Genomic DNA, 19,164 nt, shown 5'->3' on the forward strand with positions numbered 1-19,164 from the left:
GGGACATCGTTCCGTTTCGGCGTACCGTTCCTGCAAGGGGGCTCGAACATGCATTCCGTACCAACCTGGGATCCGCATCAATACCTGCGTCACGCAGGGCATCGCACCCGCCCGTTCCTCGATCTGCTCGCCCGGATACCGCAGCTACCGAACCGCGATATACCCGCCCGTATCGCGGACATCGGCTGCGGACCGGGAAACGTCACCGCACTCCTCGCCGACCGCTGGCCCACCGCCCACATCACCGGGTTCGACCTCTCGCCCGAGATGCTCGCCATCGCCGACAAAGAGCACGCCGGCACCACATTCGGCGGCGGCTGGCTCGACTTCAGACTCGCCGACGCCGCGCACTGGACGCCCGACGAGCCGTACGACCTGATCGTCTCCAACGCCGCACTGCAATGGGTGCCCAACCACCCCGAATCCTTTGCTCTCTGGATCGAGAACCTGGCCCCGGGCGGCACTCTCGCCTTCCAGGTCCCCGGCAACTTCACCTCACCCAGCCACGCACTTCTCGGCGAGCTCTGTGAAACCCCGCAGTGGCGCGCCCGCCTCGGCGACCACGGTCGCCGCTTCGTCCACATACTGGAGCCCGACGACTACCTTGCCCGCCTGGTGAACCTCGGCTGCCGGACGGATACCTGGGAGACCACGTACTACCAACTCCTCACCGGGGAAGACCCGGTGCTGGACTGGGTCAAGGGCACCGCCCTGCGTCCGGTCCTCACCGAGCTCGCCGACGAGCCCGACGCCGCGAACGAATTCCTCTCCCAGTACCGCGATCTGCTCCGCAAGGCCTATCCGCCGGGCCCGCACGGCACCGTGTTCCCGTTCCGCCGGATCTTCGCCGTCGCACGAAGGGGGTCGTGATGCTCGCCGCAGTCGACCATGTTCAACTCGCCGCGCCGCCAGGGTCGGAGGAGACCCTGCGCGTGTACTACACCGATGTCCTCGGCATGACGGAGATACCCAAGCCTCCGGTCCTCGCGGCCCGTGGTGGCTGCTGGTTCCAGGCAGGTCCCGTCCAGCTCCATCTGGGCATCGAGGCGGACTTCCGCCCGTCCAAGAAGGCCCACCCGGGCCTGCGGGTCACGGAGATCGAAGCGTATGCGGCTCGCCTGGAGGTGCGCGGTGCGAAGGTGGTCTGGGACGACAACCTCCCCAACCACCGCCGCTTCTACTCCGAGGACCCGGTCGGTAACCGGCTGGAGTTCCTGGAGCCGTCGGGGACGGGGGCGGCCTGAGCACACGGAAGCGCCCCGCCCCCCGGTCGTCGACCGGTGAGACGGGGCGCTTCGTTGATCTCCAGTACTTCGTTGATCTCTAGTACAGGTTGACGTACGTGTTCCAGCCGTTGCCGATCTTGGCCTTGGTGTTGAACCCGCCCTTGCCGTTGGCGGTGTAGCGGTACAGCTCTCCCGCGGCATTGGCGCCGACCAGGTCCGCCCGTCCGTCGCCGTCGAGGTCGCCGGGGGACGACAGCTTGTTGTACGTGTTCCAGCCCGAGCCGATCAGCGTCCTCGCCTTGAACGGCGCGGAGGCGACGCCCGTACCGGCGTACAGATACAGCCTGCCGTCGGTGCCGCGGGCGATCAGGTCGCTGCGGCCGTCGCCGTTGATGTCACCGGCTCCGACCAGCTTGTTGAACCCGTTCCAGCCGGTGCCGACCTTGAGCCGAGCGGCGAACTTCGAACCGGTGCCGTCGCCGCGGTAGAGATACAGCGCACCGGAGCCGTCACGCGCCAGCAGGTCGCCCTTGCCGTCGCCGTTCAGGTCGCCGGGGCCGGTGAGGAGGTTGTAGACACCCCAGCCGGAGCCGATGACCTGGACTTCGCCCGAAGCGTGGCTGAGGTTGTACAGCGTGCCGTTGTACAGCTCGAACAGGTCGGCGAAGCCGTTGGCGTCCAGCGAGGAGATGAAGGTGAGCTTCGCCCCCTTGAAGCCGCCGATGTCGCTGACCTGGTCACGGGCGCTCAGCAGACCGTTGTTCAGGGCGTAGTAGGTGAACAGGGTGCCGTTGGTGTCCATCCCAAGGACTTCGTCCTTGCCCAGGTGCGGGTTGTTGCCCGCCCCGGCGAACTGCGCCACCGCGTTCCAGCCCGAACCGCCCGCCACCCGGGGGAGGAAGGCACCCGTACCCGTGGACTCGTAGGTGTACAGCAGGCCCGCCGGCGTACGGGCGACGAGGTCGCCCAGACCGTCGCCGCTCTGGTCGTCGAGGCTGAGGATCTGGTTGTAGCCGTTCCAGCCGTCGCCGACCTTGACGCGGCCCTTGAAGGGCGAGTCGGGGTTGGGGTTGCCGGAGTAGAAGAACAGCTCGCCGGTCGGCGTACGGGCGAAGAGGTCGGCGATGGCGTCGCTGTTGACGTCGTTCACGCCGATGAGCTGGTCGTACGCGCCCCAGCCGGAGCCGACCTTCACCCGGGCGGCCATGGGGGCGGCTGCCCCCGGGGTCGTCCGGTACAGGTACAGGTCGCCCGACGGCGTACGCGCGAGGATGTCGCCGCTTCCGTCACCGGTCAGGTCGCCGGGCGAGAAGACCTTGTTGTACGCCTGCCAGCCCACCCCGGACCAGATGATCGTGCCCCGGTCGAGGGAGCTGCGGTAGGCCGAGAGCCGGCCGCTCGACAGCAGGGTGAAGTGGACCGGTCCGGCCGCCTCGAGACCGGCGACCGAGAAGACGTCCTTGAACGTCTCGTCCGCACTCTCACTGGTGTCGAAGAGGTACTCGTACGAAGTGGTACCGCTGGTGGGCGCCACATAGATGCTGCCGTTGCCGGCACGGTAGAGAAGATCGGTGAAGCCGTCGCCGTCGATGTCGCTGCGGGGCTTGGCGACCGGGACGTCGGCCGCGTCCGCCGCGGAGGGCTGCTTGGCGGCGTGCTTGGGAAGCGTCAGCTTCGGCTGCTCCATGCTCGGCCTGGTCTGGTCGACCGGCGCCGGCCGCGACGGGGTGTCGTCCGCCGCAGCGGGGACGGCGAGCAGCATGCCTGCCGAGACGGCGAGTGCCGTGCAGGCCGCGATCCTGCGGGCGCGTCTGAAACGCGCGCCAACGGGACGGCCGGGTTCCACTGAAGACAAGGTCCCCCCCTGGGGAAAATGGTGGAACCGGGTTGAAGACGTTCGCAGTTGCTCTCTTTGAGTGGCGAACCGTTCCCCGGAATGATTTCAAATTCTACAACCGTGAAATCCGGGCCGGTAGACGAAGGGGGGACCGAAGAGGCGTCAGTTCTTGCGGCGGCCTATCAGCCGCGGCTTCTGCTCAAGCCCGTCCAGGCCGTGCCACGCCAGATTCACCAGATGCGCCGCGACCTCCGCCTTCTTCGGCCGGCGGGCGTCCACCCACCACTGGCCGGTCAGCGCGACCATGCCGACCAGGGCCTGCGCGTACAGCGGGGCGAGCTTCGGGTCGAAGCCCCGGGTTTTGAACTCCAGGCCGAGGATGTCCTCGACCTGGGTGGCGATATCGCTGATCAGCGAGGCGAAGGTGCCGGTCGACTGGGCGACCGGGGAGTCCCGGACGAGAATGCGGAACCCGTCCGTGTACCTCTCGATGTAGTCGAGGAGCGCGAACGCCGCCTGCTCCAGCAGCTCCCGCGGATGGCCCGCGGTCAGCGCGCTCGTCACCATGTCGAGCAGCTGGCGCATCTCGCGGTCCACCACGACGGCGTACAGCCCCTCCTTGCCGCCGAAGTGCTCGTACACGACCGGCTTGGAGACGCCTGCCTTCGCGGCGATCTCCTCGACCGACGTGCCCTCGAAACCCTTCTCCGCGAACAGGGTGCGGCCGATGTCCAGCAGCTGCTCCCGACGCTCCGCCCCGGTCATCCGGACCCGGCGCGCGCGTCGGCCCCCGGGGGGCCGGCTCTTGTCCGGTTTGCTGGTACTGCCGTCAATCGCCACGTCGTCAATCATGCCGCTTCGACGGCGTCGCTCTTGCGCCGGGCTTCGATACGGGCCGCGTCGGGCCAGCGCACGTCGTACGCCCAGCCCAGCTTCTCGAACCAGCGGATGATCCGGGCGCTGGAGTCGATCTGGCCGCGCAGCACGCCGTGCCGCGCGCTCGTCGGGTCGGCGTGGTGCAGGTTGTGCCAGGACTCGCCGCAGGACAGCACCGCGAGCCACCACACGTTGCCCGAGCGGTCGCGGGACTTGAAGGGGCGCTTGCCGACCGCGTGGCAGATGGAGTTGATCGACCACGTGACGTGGTGGAGCAGGCAGACGCGGACCAGCGAACCCCAGAAGAAGGCGGTGAACGCCCCCCACCACGACATGGTGACCAGACCGCCGATCAGCGGCGGGATCGCCAGCGAGAGGATCGTCCAGAAGATGAAGTCACGGGAGATCCGGCGCAGCGCCCCGTCCTTGATCAGATCCGGCGCGTACTTGTGCTGCGGCGTCCGCTCCTCGTCGAACATCCAGCCGATGTGTGCCCACCACAGGCCCTTCATCAGTGCGGGGAGGGTCTCGCCGAAGCGCCACGGCGAGTGGGGGTCGCCCTCGGCGTCGGAGAACTTGTGGTGCCTTCGGTGGTCGGCCACCCAGCGCACCAGCGGGCCCTCGACGGCCAGCGAGCCCATGAGGGCGAGCGCGATGCGCAGCGGGCGCTTCGCCTTGAAGGCGCCGTGCGTGAAATAGCGGTGGAAGCCGATCGTGATGCCGTGGCAGCCGATGTAGTACATCGCCACCAGCAGGCCCAGATCGAGCCAGCTCACGCCCCAGCCCCAGGCCAGTGGCACCGCCGCGAGCAGGGCGAGAAAGGGCACCGTGATGAACATCAGCAGGGCGATCTGCTCGATCGACCGCTTGCTGTCCCCGCCCAGGGTGGCTGAGGGGAGGTCGGGCGACGGTGTCTGAGGGACATCGTCCAGCAGATCAGGGCTTGTTGTCATGAGGGTCCCCTGGGGGGTGAGAGATATATATACAGAAACCGTATTACGGACGCGTAACCTACGGCAACGTAAGTATGGCAGCGCACAGCCTCACGGCAAGAGACCTGTGGATAACGGCGGCGAACGTCAAAGAAAAGGCCACCTATCCTGGGTGGCGTCGGACAGCGCGGTCCGCAGCCTCCAGAACCCTCCAGACGTGCTCAAACACTGCAAGGAGCCGCACCTGTGAGCAGTGCCGACCAGACCCCCACCGCCAGCGCCGATTTGCGCGCCGACATCCGCCGCCTGGGCGATCTGCTGGGCGAGACCCTCGTCCGGCAGGAGGGCCATGAGCTCCTTGAGCTCGTCGAGCGGGTCCGCGCCCTGACGCGCAGCGACGGTGAGGCCGCAGCCGAGCTGCTGGGCGACACGGACCTCGAGACCGCGACCAAGCTGGTGCGTGCCTTTTCCACGTACTTCCATCTGGCGAACGTCACCGAGCAGGTGCACCGCGGCCATGAGATGCGTGAGCGGCGGGCCGCCGAGGGCGGGCTGCTGGCCCGTACGGCCGACTGGCTCAAGGACGCCGACCCCGAGCACCTGCGCCAGACCGTCAAGAATCTGAACGTGCGGCCGGTCTTCACCGCCCACCCGACCGAGGCGGCGCGGCGTTCCGTACTGAACAAGCTGCGCCGCATCGCCGAACTCCTCGATGCCCCGGTCAGCCCGGCCGACCGGCGTCGGCACGATCTGCGGCTCGCCGAGAACATCGACCTGATCTGGCAGACCGACGAGCTGCGTGTGGTGCGGCCCGAGCCGGCCGACGAGGCGCGCAACGCGATCTACTACCTCGACGAGCTGCACGCGGGCGCCGTCGGCGACGTGCTGGAGGACCTGGCCGCCGAGCTGGAGCGGGTCGGCGTCGAACTGCCGCCGGGGACACGCCCGTTGACCTTCGGCACCTGGATCGGCGGCGACCGCGACGGCAACCCCAACGTCACCCCCGCGGTGACCTGGGAGGTGCTGATCCTGCAGCACGAGCACGGCATCACCGACGCCATCGCGGTCATCGACCATCTGCGCGGTCTGCTCTCGAACTCCATCCGCTACACGGGCGCGACGGAGGAGCTGCTGACGTCGCTGCAGACGGACCTGGAGCGGCTGCCCGAGATCAGCCCCCGCTACAAGCGGCTCAACGCCGAGGAGCCCTACCGCCTCAAGGCCACCTGCATCCGGCAGAAGCTCGTCAACACCCGCGAGCGGCTCGCCAGGGGCACGCTGCACGAGGCGGGCCGCGACTACCTCGGCACCGCCGAGCTGCTGCACGACCTCACCCTGATCCAGACGTCGCTGCGCGCCAACCGCGGCGGGCTCTTCGCCGACGGCGGCCTGGACCGTACGATCCGCACGCTCGCGGCCTTCGGGCTGCAGCTCGCGACGATGGACGTACGCGAGCACGCCGATGCGCACCACCACGCGCTCGGGCAGCTCTTCGACCGGCTCGGCGAAGAGTCCTGGCGGTACGCCGACATGCCGCGCGACTACCGGCAGAAGCTGCTCGCCAAGGAGCTGCGCTCGCGGCGGCCGCTGGCGCCGACGCCCGCGCCGCTGGACGCCGCTGGACACAAGACTCTCGGCGTCTTCCACACCGTCAAGGCCGCCTTCGAGCGCTTCGGGCCCGAGGTCATCGAGTCGTACATCATCTCGATGTGCCAGGGCGCGGACGACGTCTTCGCCGCGGCGGTGCTGGCGCGCGAGGCCGGGCTGATCGATCTGCACGCGGGCTGGGCGAAGATCGGCATCGTGCCGCTGCTCGAGACCACGGACGAGCTGAAGGCCGCGGACGTCATCCTGGAGGGGATGCTCGCCGACCCCTCGTACCGACGGCTCGTCTCCCTTCGGGGCGATGTCCAGGAGGTCATGCTCGGGTACTCCGACTCGTCCAAGTTCGGCGGCATCACCACCTCGCAGTGGGAGATCCACCGGGCGCAGCGAAGGCTGCGTGATGTGGCGCACCGGCACGGCGTACGGCTGAGGCTCTTCCACGGCCGCGGCGGCACCGTCGGCCGCGGCGGCGGCCCCTCGCACGACGCGATCCTCGCGCAGCCGTGGGGCACGCTGGAGGGCGAGATCAAGGTGACCGAGCAGGGCGAGGTCATCTCCGACAAGTATCTGATCCCGTCGCTGGCCAGGGAGAACCTGGAGCTGACGGTGGCGGCCACGCTGCAGGCATCGGCGCTGCACACCGCCCCGCGCCAGTCCGACGAGGCGCTGGCGCGCTGGGACGCGGCGATGGACACGGTCTCGGACGCGGCGCACGACACGTACCGGAAGCTGGTCGAGGACCCGGATCTGCCCGCGTACTTCTTCGCGGCCACGCCCGTGGACCAGCTGGCGGACCTCCACCTGGGCTCGCGCCCGTCGCGCCGCCCGGACAGCGGGGCCGGGCTCGACGGTCTGCGGGCCATCCCGTGGGTCTTCGGCTGGACGCAGTCGCGGCAGATCGTGCCGGGGTGGTTCGGCGTCGGCTCGGGCCTGAAGGCGCTGCGCGAGGCGGGTCTGGGCACGGTCCTGGAGGAGATGCACGAGCAGTGGCACTTCTTCCGGAACTTCGTCTCGAACGTCGAGATGACGCTGGCCAAGACGGACCTGCGGATCGCCCGCCACTACGTGGACACGCTCGTCCCCGACGACCTGAAGCATGTCTTCGCCACGATCGAGGCGGAGCACGCGCTGACGGTCAGCGAAGTCCTGAAGGTCACGGGCGGTGAGCGGCTGCTGGGCACGAACCCGGTGCTGCAGCAGACGTTCGCCATCCGCGACGCGTATCTGGACCCGATCTCCTACCTGCAGGTCTCGCTGCTGGCGCGGCAGCGCGAGGCGGCTGCCCGGGGCGAGGAGCCGGACCCGCTGCTCTCCAGGGCGCTGCTGCTGACGGTCAACGGCGTGGCGGCGGGGCTGCGCAACACCGGCTGACGCGCGCGCGAAACGGCCCTCTCCCCGTGCGGGGAGAGGGCCGTTCGTCGTACGCGATCAGTGCTGCTGGGCCTTGCGGCGGCGCGCGATCAGGTAGCCGCCCGCGCCGACCAGGGCCGCGGCGACCGCCGAGATCGCGCCGATCGGGGCGCTCGAACCGGTCTCCGCGAGGTCACCGGCGGTGGAGGAGGGGGAGGGGGAGGGGGCGGCCGTCGGGGCCGTGGAGGGGGAGGAGGTGGGCTTCGCCGTCGGCTCCTCGGAGGGCTTGTCGGAAGGCTTGTCCGAGGGCTTGCCGGTCGGCTGCTCGCTCGGCTTGCCGTCGTCCTCGCAGTCGGTCCAGAAGACCTTGTGCTTGGCCTCGCCGTGCTCGCCGTCGAAGTTCCAGACGAGCTTGTAGTGGCCGTCGGGCAGGGTCTTGTCGTCCGTACGGCCGTGTCCCTCGCCGTCCAGCGTCAGCGAGCCGGTGTCCGCGACCGTGCCCTTCGTGCCGGTGGGCGGCATCTCGACGATCTTCCAGTCGACTTCCTGGCCACCGTCGAAACCGAAGGCGTCGAGGTAGAAGGAGCAGACGTGCGGCTCGTTCTTGCGGAGTTCTTCGCCGGTCTTGGCGTCGTGGATCTTCACGGTGCCGTTGTCGCCGGGCGGTGTGGCGAGCGCGGACGGTGCGGCCGACAGCGAGAGCGCCGCTGCCGCCACCAGGGCGCCTGTGATCGTAAAGGTGCGCATGGGCAATCCATTGAGAGAGGACGGGTGCCGTGGGGGGCGGCTCAGCGTCCTGTGAACCGGCGTGCCGGTCAAGCTACTTAATGACGCATCTGCACCAAGAGCCATCGCTTGTCCCAAAAGTCCTGGATAACGATCAGGTGAATACGCCGCTCGGGGAACGGAGTTCGGGGCTCCGGAAGTGCGGCTCAGAGTGCGAAGAACGCTCCCATCAGCAGCGCCCCGCCCGCCAACGCCGTCGCCCAGGCGGTCCGGGTCAGTCTGAGGCCGCCCCCGATGACGAGAGCGGCGAGCAACAGTGCGCCGCCGAGCGGGAGCCAGGCGTGAAGGGCGCCCGCTGTGTCCGTGCGGACCACTTCCGCGGTGCCCGGCTTCACGACGACCGGGAGCTTCGCGCCCTTCTTCACGGCGATCGACTTCTCGATCATCATGCCTGTGCGGGGCGCGGCCGAGCCCTCGGGGTCGTAAGGGCCGGTGCAGGTGTCCGCGCCGCAGCCGGCGACCGTCAGCGTGCCGTGTTCCCGGCCCTTCGCGAGCAGAACGTGCTGGGCCGTGCCCCACGAAGACCAGAAACCGGCCACCAGCAGCAGTGCGGCAACAGAGGCCATGGCCGCCCGGCGGCTGTAGAGGAGCAAGCGAGTCCGGTTCACAACGCGCGATCCTTGGCCATATGGCCGCGCTCGGTCAACCCGTGGCCCGGCCTTATCAGGAGTTGTACGTACTTTGCGCCCGCTCCAGGCCTTCGATGACCAGGCACTCCACCGCGTCCGCCGCCCGGTCCACCAGGTAGCCGAGTTCCTTGCGCTCCGTGGACGAGAAGTCCTTCAATACGAAGTCCGCGACCTGCATCCGGCCCGGCGGGCGGCCGATCCCGAACCGCACCCGGTGATAGTCCGCGCCCATCGCCTTGGTCATGGACTTCAGGCCGTTGTGCCCGTTGTCGCCGCCGCCCAGCTTCAGCCGCAGCGCGCCGTAGTCGATGTCCAGCTCGTCGTGGATCGCGACGATGTTGGAGACCGGCACCTTGTAGAAGTCGCTCAGCGAGCTGACGGGGCCGCCGGACAGATTCATGTACGACATCGGCTTGGCGAGGATCACCCGCCGGTTCGCGGGACCGGGCGGGCCGATCCGGCCTTCCACGACCTGCGCCTGCGCCTTCTGCGCACGCTTGAACTTGCCGCCGGTGCGCTCCGCGAGCAGGTCGGCGACCATGAATCCGACGTTGTGCCGGTTCGCGGCGTAGTCCGGCCCGGGATTGCCGAGGCCCACGATGAGCCAGGGGCTGTTCACCTCGGACATCTGCGCTGCGTCTCCTCGCGTAGGGCGTAAGGGCATTCGTAACCGACAGAGAAACGGGGTGGCGGGCCGCAGCCCGCCACCCCGTCAGCCAAGCTCAGGCAGAGCTTACGGCTCAGGCCTCGGCGGCCACTTCGCCTTCGCCCTCGCCCTCGGCGGCCGGCTCCTCGGCCTGCGCGGCCAGGACCTGCAGGACGACAGTGTCCTCCTCGACGGCCAGGACCGTGCCGGACGGCAGCGGCACGTCCTTGGCGAGGATGGCGTCACCGGCAGCCAGGCCGGCGATGGAGACCGTGACGGACTCGGGGATGTGCGTGGCCTCGGCCTCGACCGGCAGGGCGTTCAGCACGTGCTCGACCAGGTACGCACCCGGGGCCAGCTCGCCCTCGGTGTGCACGGGGATCTCGACGTTGACCTTCTCGCCGCTCTTCACGATGAGCAGGTCGACATGCTCCAGGAAGCCCTTGATCGCGTCGCGCTGCACGGCCTTCGGGATGGCCAGCTCGGTCTTGCCCTCGATGTCGAGGGAGAGCAGAACATTGGAGGTACGCAGGGCGAGCAGCAGCTCGTGGCCGGGCAGCGAGATGTGGATCGGGTCGGAGCCGTGACCGTACAGAACACCGGGAACCTTGCTCGCGCGGCGGATACGACGGGCCGCGCCCTTGCCGAACTCGGTACGGGGCTCGGCGGCGAGCTTCACCTCGGACATGTGCACTCCTCGTATTTGCAGAAAAAGACTCTGGTGGCGGTCACCCGGCCACGACAGGCCTGCTACGAAGAGCGCGTCGATAACGGACCGCCGCACCAAAGGTGCGGCCTCCCTCGCCGAGCAACTTGGACAGTCTACTCGGAGTCCCCCGAGCCACCCAATTCGATCAAGAGGTCCCGGACTCGGCCTCCGGCAGGGCATGAGAAGGGGCCGTTCCCGGCGGGAACGGCCCCTTCTCGAACGTGCTCGGCCCTCGGCCTCAGCCCTGTTCCTCGAAGAGGCTCGTCACCGAACCGTCCTCGAACACCTCACGCACCGCACGCGCGATCGTCGGCGCGATCGACAACACCGTGATCTTGTCGAGCTCCAGGTCGCCCGGGTCGGGCAGCGTGTTCGTGAACACGAACTCGCTCACCTTGGAGTTCTTCAGACGGTCCGCGGCCGGGCCGGACAGGATGCCGTGCGTCGCCGTCACGATCACGTCCTCCGCGCCGTGCGCGAACAGCGCGTCCGCGGCGGCGCAGATGGTGCCACCGGTGTCGATCATGTCGTCGACGAGGATGCAGACGCGGCCCTTGACCTCACCCACCACCTCGTGGACGGTCACCTGGTTGGCGACGTCCTTGTCGCGGCGCTTGTGGACGATGGCCAGCGGGGCGTCGAGCCGGTCGCACCAGCGGTCGGCGACGCGAACCCGGCCGGCGTCGGGGGAGACGACGGTGAGCTTGTTGCGGTCCACCTTCGCGCCCACGTAGTCGGCTAGCACCGGCAGCGCGGAGAGATGGTCGACCGGGCCGTCGAAGAAGCCCTGGATCTGGTCGGTGTGCAGATCGACCGTGAGGATGCGGTGGGCGCCCGCGGTCTTCAGCAGGTCGGCGATCAGCCGGGCCGAGATCGGCTCGCGGCCACGGTGCTTCTTGTCCTGGCGGGCGTAGCCGTACGACGGGATGATCACGGTGATGCTCCGGGCGGAGGCCCGCTTCAGAGCGTCGATCATGATCAGCTGCTCCATGATCCACTTATTGATGGGAGCCGTGTGGCTCTGCATCAGGAAGCAGTCCGCACCGCGGGCCGACTCCTGGAAGCGGACGTAGATCTCGCCGTTCGCGAAGTCGAAAGCCTTCGTCGGCACCAGGCCGACACCCAACTGGTGTGCGACCTCCTCGGCCAGCTCGGGGTGGGCGCGGCCGGAGAAGAGCATCAGCTTCTTCTCGCCGGTCGTCTTGATCCCGGTCACAGCACTGTCTCCTCAGACGTGTTCTCTGGCCACGGATGTACTGAGCGTGAGCCAGCCGAATTTGTGTGCACGTATCACGGTACGCCGAGATGGACGCACCTGTTTCCGGTCAGTTCTCGTCGGTGACCTGTTCCGTTGCGACCTGGGCCGCCTGCGCGGCGGCGCTCCCTGGGCGCTTTCGAGCCACCCAGCCCTCGATATTCCGCTGCTGGCCGCGGGCGACGGCCAGCGAACCGGCGGGCACATCCTTGGTGATGACCGAGCCCGCCGCGGTGTACGCGCCGTCCCCGATCGTGACAGGAGCCACAAACATGTTGTCCGAGCCGGTCTTGCAGTGCGAGCCGATCGTGGTGTGGTGCTTGGTCTCGCCGTCGTAGTTCACGAACACGCTCGCGGCGCCGATGTTCGTGTACTCGCCGATCGTCGCGTCGCCGACGTAGGAGAGGTGCGGCACCTTCGTGCCCTCGCCGATCGTGGCGTTCTTCATCTCCACGTACGTACCGGCCTTGGCCTTCAGGCCGAGCCGGGTGCCGGGGCGCAGATACGCGAACGGGCCGACCATGGCCGACTCCCCGATCTCCGCGCTCTCCGCCACGGTGTTGTCCACCCGCGCGCCCGGGCCGACCGTGGTGTTCTTCAGCCGTGAGTTGGGGCCGACTTCGGCGCCCTCCGCGAGATGGGTCACGCCCAGCAGCTGTGTACCGGGGTGCACGATCGCGTCCCGCTCGAACGTCACCGTCACATCCATGAGCACCGACGCGGGGTCGACGACCGTGACGCCGGCCATCATCGCCCGCTCGAGCAGGCGCTCGTTGAGCAGCTTGCGCGCCTCGGCCAGCTGTACGCGGTTGTTGATGCCCAGGATCTCCCGGTGGTCGCCGGTGACGGAGGCGCCGACCCGGTGACCGGCCTCGCGCAAGATGCCGAGGACGTCGGTGAGGTACTCCTCGCCCTGGCTGTTGTCCGTACGCACCTTGCCCAGCGCGTCCGCGAGCAGCTGCCCGTCGAAGGCGAAGACCCCGGAGTTGATCTCCCGGATCGCGCGCTGCTCCTCGGTGGCGTCCTTGTGCTCGACGATCGTGGTGACGGCGCCGGTGACGGTGTCGCGCACGATCCGGCCGTAGCCGGTGGAGTCCGGCACCTCGGCGGTCAGCACGGTGACGGCGTTGCCGTCGGCGGCGTGGGTCGCGGCGAGCGCGGTGAGCGTCTCGCCGGAGAGCAGGGGGGTGTCGCCGCACACGACGACGACGGTTCCCTCGGGGGTCCGGCCGAGCTCTTCGAGAGCCATCCGGACGGCGTGCCCGGTGCCGTTCTGCTCGGCCTGGTAGGCGGTGCGGGTGCCGGCGTACTGCTCGGTGAGATGCCCCTTGACCTGCTCACTGGCATGGCCGACGACGACGACGAGGTGCTCGGGGTCCAGCTCGCGCGCGGCGGAGACGACATGTCCGACGAGCGAACGCCCGCAGATTTCGTGCAGGACCTTGGGGGTCTTCGACTTCATGCGGGTCCCCTCACCCGCTGCGAGGACGACGACGGCTGCCGGGCGGTTGGCGCTCACTGGAATGCCCTTCGGCTTCGGGTGGTGGACATCCGAAGGATACCGGGGGGTTTCAGTAGTGAAATAAGGGCGGGTCCTGACCGCGGAGGTCAGGACCCGTGTCTCTGGGCTCCCCCATCAGGATTTGAACCTGAACATACGGTACCAAAAACCGCAGTGCTGCCTGATTACACCATGGGGGATGGAATTCGGCTAAACCGGACATTGAGTCAGGCCGCCGAATCTGCACCCAACACTATGCCGTACCAGGCGCCTTCCACGCGAGGCAGAACTCGGCGCTCTGTGTCACTGGGACGGCCGGGCAGCCCCGGTACGTCTCCCCCGCGTTGTCGACGAAGAGCCGGTCGCGGATCCGGCGTCGGCCGAGGCTTCCCGTCGCGGCGCGATCGCCTGCTCACGGAGGCCCTCGAAGTCGGCGTACTTGCCCTGGATCTCTGTCGTGCGGTGAGCGTCTTCCGGAATGCGGACGTTCCGGTCGAAAGTCCGCTCGATTCATCGGATCGTGCGATCACTGCTTGTTTCGCACGTGTTCGGACTCATTCCGTGCTGCCGCACTCTCCGCCAAATGAGCCGCACCCGCCCGTAGGCTGGTCGGCATGACCACAACGGGGGAAGACCAGGACGGCACGGGCACGACCGCCCGTGGCCGGCTGTGGTGGGGACGGCGGCGCAGTGCCGCGTTGGATGTAGGGCTCGGGATCGTCTCCGCCGTCGAGTGCGCGTTGGAGGGTGTGGGGTTCGCGGACAAGGCCGCGATTCCCGTGCCAGTCGGGGTGCTGTTCGGACTGATCGTCGGGTCCGTGCTGGTGCTGCGGCGGCGGTGGCCGATCGCCGTGGTACTGGTGTCGATCGCGACCACGCCCGCCGAGATGGGCTTCTTGATGGGCATCGTCGGGCTCTACACGCTCGCCGCGTCCGATGTTCCGCGTCGGATAACCGCGACGCTCGCCGCGATGTCGCTGACCGCGACGCTGATCGTGTCGTACGTACGGGTGCGCCAGGACGTGCAGTCCGCGGACTTCGATCCGGAGCCCGGCGCCTGGTACGTACCGACGATGGCGGGTTTCATGTCGCTCGCCCTGACCGCGCCGCCGGTGCTGTTCGGTCTCTACATAGGGGCCAGGCGCCGGCTGATGGAGAGTCTGCGGGAGCGCGCGGACAGCCTGGAGCAGGAGCTGTCGCTGCTGGCCGACCGCGCCGAGCAGCGGGCCCAGTGGGCGCGTACGGAGGAGCGGACCCGGATCGCGCGGGAGATGCACGATGTCGTGGCGCACCGCGTGAGCCTGATGGTGGTGCACTCGGCCGCACTGCAGGCGGTGGCGCTCAAGGATCCGCAGAAAGCTGTGAAGAACGCCGCGCTGGTGGGGGACATGGGCCGGCAGGCGCTGACCGAGCTGCGCGAGATGCTCGGGGTGCTGCGGGCGGGCGGGGACGAACTGCGGGCCGCGAAGCCGGTGCCGTTGGTGGCGGTGGGGGTCGCCGCGGCAGCCGCCGCCGCTGCCGCCGCCGAGGACGGGCCCTCTCTTGCCGACCTGGAGAGTTTGGTCGGCCAGTCCCGGCAGGCGGGGATGGTGGTCGAACTCGTGGTCCAGGGCGAGGCGCGCGAATACGCGCCGGAGGTCGAGCAGACCGCGTACCGCGTGGTCCAGGAGGCCTTGACGAACGTCCACAAGCACGCGGCCGGCGCGAAGGTGATGGTGCGGCTCGCGCGCCGCGACGCCGAGGTCGCCATGCAGGTGGAGAACGGCGCTCCGGACGCCGACGGTGCGCCGGCGGCCGCGCGGCTGCCGAGCGGCGGCAACGGTCTGGTGGGGATGCGGGAGCGGGTGCTCGCGCTCGGCGGGGTGTTCGTGTCCGGGCCGACCGACGTGGGCGGCTTCCGGGTGTCTGCGGTGCTGCCGGACCGGGACGGGTACGGCGAGCAGCAGCTCTGACTCGCGCCGATCGGGCGTGGGTGCGGGCTCGGACTCGCGCTCATCGGGCCCGGGACCGGCCGATCGGGCCCGGGATGGGGCTCGGCCGGGTCGGCTGTTCTGACTCATGCTGATCGAGCCCGGGATCGGGCGCGGGATCGGGCTCGGCCGCTCTGAGTCGTGCTGATCGGGCGCGGGGCTCAGCGGAGTGTGAGCCGGGGCGGCTGGACGCCCGTGACCAGCGTGGCTAGCGCCCGGTCGATGTCCGGGCCGAGGTACCAGTCGCCGGTGTGGTCGAGGCTGTAGACCCGGCCGTCCATGTCGATGGCCAGCACCGCCTGGCTGTCCCCCTCCTCCCCGAGCGGGGACATCTCGGTGTCCAGCGCGCGCCCCAGATCGGCGAGAGTACGGGCGAGGTGGAGCCCGGCCAGCGGGTCGAAGTGCACCGGTGTGGGGGCCGTCTGCCGGCCGGGGCCGGGGGCCGCGACACGCAGTCCGCCGAATTCCGCCCATGCCTCCACCGCCGCCGGGAACACCGAGTGCCGGTGCCCGGCCGGCGAGGCGTACGCGCGCAGCGTGTCCGCCCAGTGCTCGGCCAGCTTTATGTCCCAGCGGCCGGGCTGCCACCCCGCCTCGCGCAGGGCGGCGTCGACGGCGACCGGGAACCGGGTGGTGCTGAGGTGGTCGGGCATCGGTGCGGGTTCAGCCGTTCTCGGGTGCGGTCGGGGCGACGGGGCGTACCCCGAAGTGGTCGAGCAATGCCGTACAGGAACGGCAGGGCGGTGCGTAGCTGCCGTGCAGCGGGTCGCCGTCCTCGCGGATGCGGCGTGCGGTCAGTTTCGCCTGTTTCAGGGTGCGCCGTGCCTCGCTGTGGGTCAGCGGTTTGCGCTGGGCCCGCTTCGAGCGCTGCGACTCGGCGGCGGTGAGATGGCGTGAGAGCAGGATCGCCTCGGGGCAGCGGCCGGTGAAGCGTTCGCGCTGGCCGCTGGTGAGGGTGTCGAGGAAATCCTGTACAAGCGCGTGAAGTGCGGGCGGCTGGTCTCCTTTTCCCGCGGTGCAGGTGAGGGTCTCGCCCCGGACGGAGAGGGCCGCGGCGACGGTGGGCAGGATGCCGTCGCGGCGGTGGTTCAGGGCGGGCGGGCGGTGGGCCTCGGTGCTGCTCCAATTGAGGCGTGGATCACCTGCGGTGCCGGACGTGCTTGGTTGCGCTGTGTGCATGGTGCTGTCGTTCCCTCCCCTGCACTCCCCCGAGTTGCGGGACACACTGCCAAATGGGCCGGGCGGTGCGGAAGCTGGGGCACTGAAACGTGTCGACCCGTCGGCAAACGGTCACGCGTTTGTGACTGTTCGTGACGGAAGAGGAGCGTCGGTTCTCCCTGTTGCCCCACCGCATAGGCTGTCCTCAACCAGCCGGAACGCAGCAGGGGGCATACCGCCATGACGACAGGTCGGCAAGGGCTGGGGGCACCTCCCGGCCCCCGGGCCGTGGGACAAACCGCGCCACCGAACGCGGCCTACGCCGGGCAGGTCGTGAACTTCCCGGACCCGGTCCGGGCCTCCCGCCACCCCAGAGGCGTGCGCGTGGACGAGAACGGCTATCCGGACTTTTCGCCGTACGCGCGCGCCGCCGCCCAGATTGCCGAGCCCCCGGAGGGCTTCGGCGTCGACGAACTGCGGCTCACCGACTACGTATCGGCGAACGCGGCGCTGCACGCCGACGGCCACGCGCTGTGGGCCACGATTCCCGCGGTCGCCACACCGCATGGCTGGACCTGGCACCACGTGCCCGGCACCCGCCGCCTCGAGCTGGTCCCGGTCGAGGTGAAGGCGCTGCTGCGGCATCACGGCGGCCTGGCGACGACGCCGGTGGACCTGAGCAAGCGGGGTACCCGGCCGCTGCAGGAGACCCGGCCCGCGCACTTCGGCCTGCCCAAGGGCGCCGTGTCGGTGACGGAGCAACAATTGATCGGCGTGGAGGAGGACTTGGGCTACCGGCTGCCGGGCGCCTACCGCTCCTTCCTCAAGGCGGCGGGCGGCTGCGCACCTGTAGGGGCGGCGCTCGACGCCGAGTTGGGGCTGCTGGTCGACCAGCCGTTCTTCACCGTGCGGGACGAGGCCGGGGCCAATGACCTGGTGTACGTCAACAAATGCCTGCGGGACCACCTGACCAAGGACTACCTGGGCGTCGCGTTCGTCCAGGGCGGGATCCTGGCGGTGAAGGTCAAGGGCTCGGCGATCGGCTCGGTGTGGTTCTGCGCGTACGACGACGCACGGGATCAGGACGGCTGGAACGTGCAGGAGCGCGTGGAGCGGCTGTTGCTGCCGTGCGGCGACGACTTCGACGGTTTTCTGCAGCGCCTGGCGGGCAATCCGCCGGAGCTGGAGACCGTGGCGAATCTGATGGTGGACGGCGGCTTCGCGCAGGCCGTCCCGATCTCGGACGAGGGGTGACGGTCCGATGGTGACCTTCGCGCAGGCGCAGGAGCGCGCGGAAGAGTGGGTCAACGGCGATGTGCCCGCGTATCAGCATCGTGAGGTGCGGGTGCGGGAGTTCGAGCTCGGCTTTGTGGTCTGGGCGGAGGATCGCGAGGGCGGTGCGCGTTCCGACGGCGGGCAGCAGCGGCTGGTGATCGCCCGCGACAGCGGTGACGCGACGCTGTGGCCGGGGCTGCCGGTGGGTGAGGTGATCCGCCGGTACGAGGAGGAGTACGGGATTCAGGACGAGGCCGCCGCAGCGCCCGAGCCGCCGCAGCGCATCGACCTGAATCAGACGTCGTTCCTGTTGAGCCCGCCGGAGTGGCTCCAGGAAGCGGCGGACAAGCTGGGGATCCCGGACCGGCGGTCGCCGGAGTCCGGCGCGACGGCTTCGGGTGCGTCTACAGCTTCGGGCTCGGGGACGGCTTCCTCGGACGCGCCTGCGGGTGGCGGTGCGCCTGCGGGCGCGGGTGTGCCGTCGGCCGGGGCCGACTGGGCGGCTCCCGCTGCCGCTTCGGGTGCCACCGGCCCCAACGCGTCGCAGGCGGGCAGTAGTTCGTCCGCCGCCGGATCGGCCTGGCCCGCGGCCGGGACCTCGGGCGGCGACGCCTCACAGGGCGGGGCGCTGTGGGCCGGCGCCAGTGGCGGCGACTACGAGCCGACGGCATCCGACGGTGTGCCCAACACGCCGTCCGGGGCCGCCGCGTGGACGGACACCAGCGCCGCCGGGTCGGACGACGCGTCCGTGCCGCTGCCGGCCACGGTGTTCGCACCGCCGATCTCGGGGACCGACGACGATGACACCCCGCCGCCCGCGGTGGGCGCGGACGCGCCGACCGCGCTGATGTCGGGCGGCAGCCAGCTGCCGCGGACCGCGGTCGCCCCGGCGCTGAACCAGCAGCCCGGGGGACGACCCGCCGCTCCCGGCGCGGCCGACATCGCCGACGCGGCGACGAGCAAGGCGGTCCTGCCGCCGCGTGGCTCGCGCGGAAGCGGTCCGACGACTCCGCCACCGCCCGGCGCTCCGGGCACTCCGGGCGCGCGGCCCGGGGCGACGCCGCCGCCTTCGGGGCCGGGTGCTCCCGGTGCTCCCGCGGGCGGCTATCTGCCGACGCAGCTCGTCTCGCAGCTGGGTGGGGAGGGACCGCAGCCGCCCGGCCCGCCCGGTGCTCCGCAGCCTCCTGGTCCGCCCGGCCCGCCCGGTGGCACGCCGCCGCCCGGTGGTGGCGCGCACCATGCCGCGACGATGCTGGCGGACCCGAGCCAACTGGGCGGCCCCGGTGCGCCCCGGCCCCCCGGCCCGCCCGGTGCTCCGCAGCCTCCTGGTCCGCCCGGCCCGCCCGGTGGCACGCCGCCGCCCGGTGGTGGCGCGCACCATGCCGCGACGATGCTGGCGGACCCGAGCC

The 19,164-nt window shown here is 69.8% G+C and carries 16 protein-coding genes, 1 tRNA gene and 1 pseudogene; 6 read left to right on the top strand and 12 right to left on the bottom strand.

The genetic code is table 11. The annotated features are described in order from the left end of the window. The first annotated feature begins 48 nt into the window (after positions 1-48). On the top strand, positions 49-870 hold the full coding sequence (locus J7E87_RS25550; protein ID WP_215096882.1) for a trans-aconitate 2-methyltransferase: 822 nt from the start codon (positions 49-51) through the stop codon (positions 868-870). After that, on the top strand, positions 870-1,244 hold the full coding sequence (locus tag J7E87_RS25555) for a VOC family protein (RefSeq protein WP_215096883.1): 375 nt from the start codon (positions 870-872) through the stop codon (positions 1,242-1,244). The genes J7E87_RS25550 and J7E87_RS25555 overlap by 1 nt, the downstream gene beginning before the upstream one ends. Positions 1,245-1,323: 79 nt before the next feature. Here J7E87_RS25555 and J7E87_RS25560 read toward each other — a convergent pair whose 3' ends face one another. From J7E87_RS25560 to J7E87_RS25570, 3 genes are all read right to left on the bottom strand, one after another. Next, positions 1,324-3,072 (bottom strand): VCBS repeat-containing protein, encoded by a 1,749-nt coding sequence (locus J7E87_RS25560; RefSeq protein ID WP_308313081.1) that lies wholly within the window; start codon positions 3,070-3,072, stop codon positions 1,324-1,326. Between the two features lie 153 nt (positions 3,073-3,225). After that, on the bottom strand, positions 3,226-3,915 hold the full coding sequence (locus J7E87_RS25565; protein ID WP_215096884.1) for a TetR/AcrR family transcriptional regulator: 690 nt from the start codon (positions 3,913-3,915) through the stop codon (positions 3,226-3,228). Next, positions 3,912-4,892: a fatty acid desaturase gene (locus J7E87_RS25570; RefSeq protein WP_215096885.1), complete on the bottom strand. Its 981-nt coding sequence runs from the start codon at positions 4,890-4,892 to the stop codon at positions 3,912-3,914. The genes J7E87_RS25565 and J7E87_RS25570 overlap by 4 nt, the downstream gene beginning before the upstream one ends. A 225-nt stretch (positions 4,893-5,117) precedes the next feature. Here J7E87_RS25570 and ppc point away from each other — a divergent pair, with 225 nt between their 5' ends. Further along, positions 5,118-7,847 (top strand): phosphoenolpyruvate carboxylase, encoded by a 2,730-nt coding sequence (gene ppc / locus J7E87_RS25575; protein ID WP_215096886.1) that lies wholly within the window; start codon positions 5,118-5,120, stop codon positions 7,845-7,847. Positions 7,848-7,904: 57 nt separating this feature from the next. On the opposite strand, the gene J7E87_RS25580 is transcribed toward ppc, so the two are convergent. The 7 genes from J7E87_RS25580 to J7E87_RS25610 form a co-directional block, all read right to left on the bottom strand. Then, positions 7,905-8,573, bottom strand: coding sequence for a PT domain-containing protein (locus J7E87_RS25580; RefSeq protein WP_215096887.1), 669 nt, complete (start codon positions 8,571-8,573; stop codon positions 7,905-7,907). A 185-nt stretch (positions 8,574-8,758) separates the two neighbouring features. After that, complete coding sequence (locus J7E87_RS25585; protein WP_215096898.1) at positions 8,759-9,178, bottom strand: hypothetical protein; 420 nt, start codon at positions 9,176-9,178, stop codon at positions 8,759-8,761. Positions 9,179-9,275: 97 nt separating this feature from the next. Further along, entirely contained in the window at positions 9,276-9,869 is a 594-nt protein-coding gene (gene pth, locus J7E87_RS25590) for an aminoacyl-tRNA hydrolase (protein WP_215096888.1), read from the bottom strand. 112 nt (positions 9,870-9,981) lie between these two features. Next, complete coding sequence (locus J7E87_RS25595) at positions 9,982-10,575, bottom strand: 50S ribosomal protein L25/general stress protein Ctc (RefSeq protein WP_215096889.1); 594 nt, start codon at positions 10,573-10,575, stop codon at positions 9,982-9,984. A 259-nt stretch (positions 10,576-10,834) separates the two neighbouring features. After that, the gene (locus J7E87_RS25600; protein WP_215096890.1) at positions 10,835-11,812 is read right to left on the bottom strand and encodes a ribose-phosphate diphosphokinase; all 978 of its coding nucleotides are present in this window, start codon (positions 11,810-11,812) and stop codon (positions 10,835-10,837) included. 109 nt (positions 11,813-11,921) lie between these two features. Beyond that, entirely contained in the window at positions 11,922-13,370 is a 1,449-nt protein-coding gene (gene glmU, locus J7E87_RS25605) for a bifunctional UDP-N-acetylglucosamine diphosphorylase/glucosamine-1-phosphate N-acetyltransferase GlmU (protein ID WP_215096891.1), read from the bottom strand. A 109-nt stretch (positions 13,371-13,479) separates the two neighbouring features. Continuing rightward, positions 13,480-13,552 (bottom strand) — tRNA-Gln (locus J7E87_RS25610). Positions 13,553-13,966: 414 nt separating this feature from the next. On the opposite strand from J7E87_RS25610, the gene J7E87_RS25615 reads away from it, so the two are divergent. Continuing rightward, complete coding sequence (locus J7E87_RS25615; protein ID WP_215096892.1) at positions 13,967-15,304, top strand: sensor histidine kinase; 1,338 nt, start codon at positions 13,967-13,969, stop codon at positions 15,302-15,304. A 179-nt stretch (positions 15,305-15,483) separates the two neighbouring features. Here the strand turns inward: J7E87_RS25615 and J7E87_RS25620 are convergent, their stop codons facing one another. Both J7E87_RS25620 and J7E87_RS25625 read right to left on the bottom strand, forming a co-directional pair. Further along, a complete protein-coding gene (locus tag J7E87_RS25620; RefSeq protein WP_215096893.1) occupies positions 15,484-15,975 on the bottom strand; it encodes an SUKH-3 domain-containing protein in 492 nt (163 codons plus the stop codon). A gap of 10 nt (positions 15,976-15,985) precedes the next feature. After that, positions 15,986-16,501 (bottom strand): YwqJ-related putative deaminase, encoded by a 516-nt coding sequence (locus J7E87_RS25625; RefSeq protein WP_215096894.1) that lies wholly within the window; start codon positions 16,499-16,501, stop codon positions 15,986-15,988. 219 nt (positions 16,502-16,720) lie between these two features. Between J7E87_RS25625 and J7E87_RS25630 the strand changes: the two genes are divergently transcribed. Together J7E87_RS25630 and J7E87_RS25635 are read left to right on the top strand one after the other, a co-directional pair. Beyond that, positions 16,721-17,734 carry an SMI1/KNR4 family protein gene (locus J7E87_RS25630; protein WP_215096895.1) on the top strand — a complete coding sequence of 338 codons (1,014 nt, stop codon included), beginning with the start codon at positions 16,721-16,723 and terminating at the stop codon, positions 17,732-17,734. Between the two features lie 7 nt (positions 17,735-17,741). After that, positions 17,742-19,164, top strand: a pseudogene (locus J7E87_RS25635) (hypothetical protein); the annotation flags it as partial.

The organism is Streptomyces sp. ISL-1, from assembly GCF_018614585.1.
GTDB classification, from domain to species: Bacteria; Actinomycetota; Actinomycetes; order Streptomycetales; family Streptomycetaceae; genus Streptomyces; species Streptomyces maoxianensis.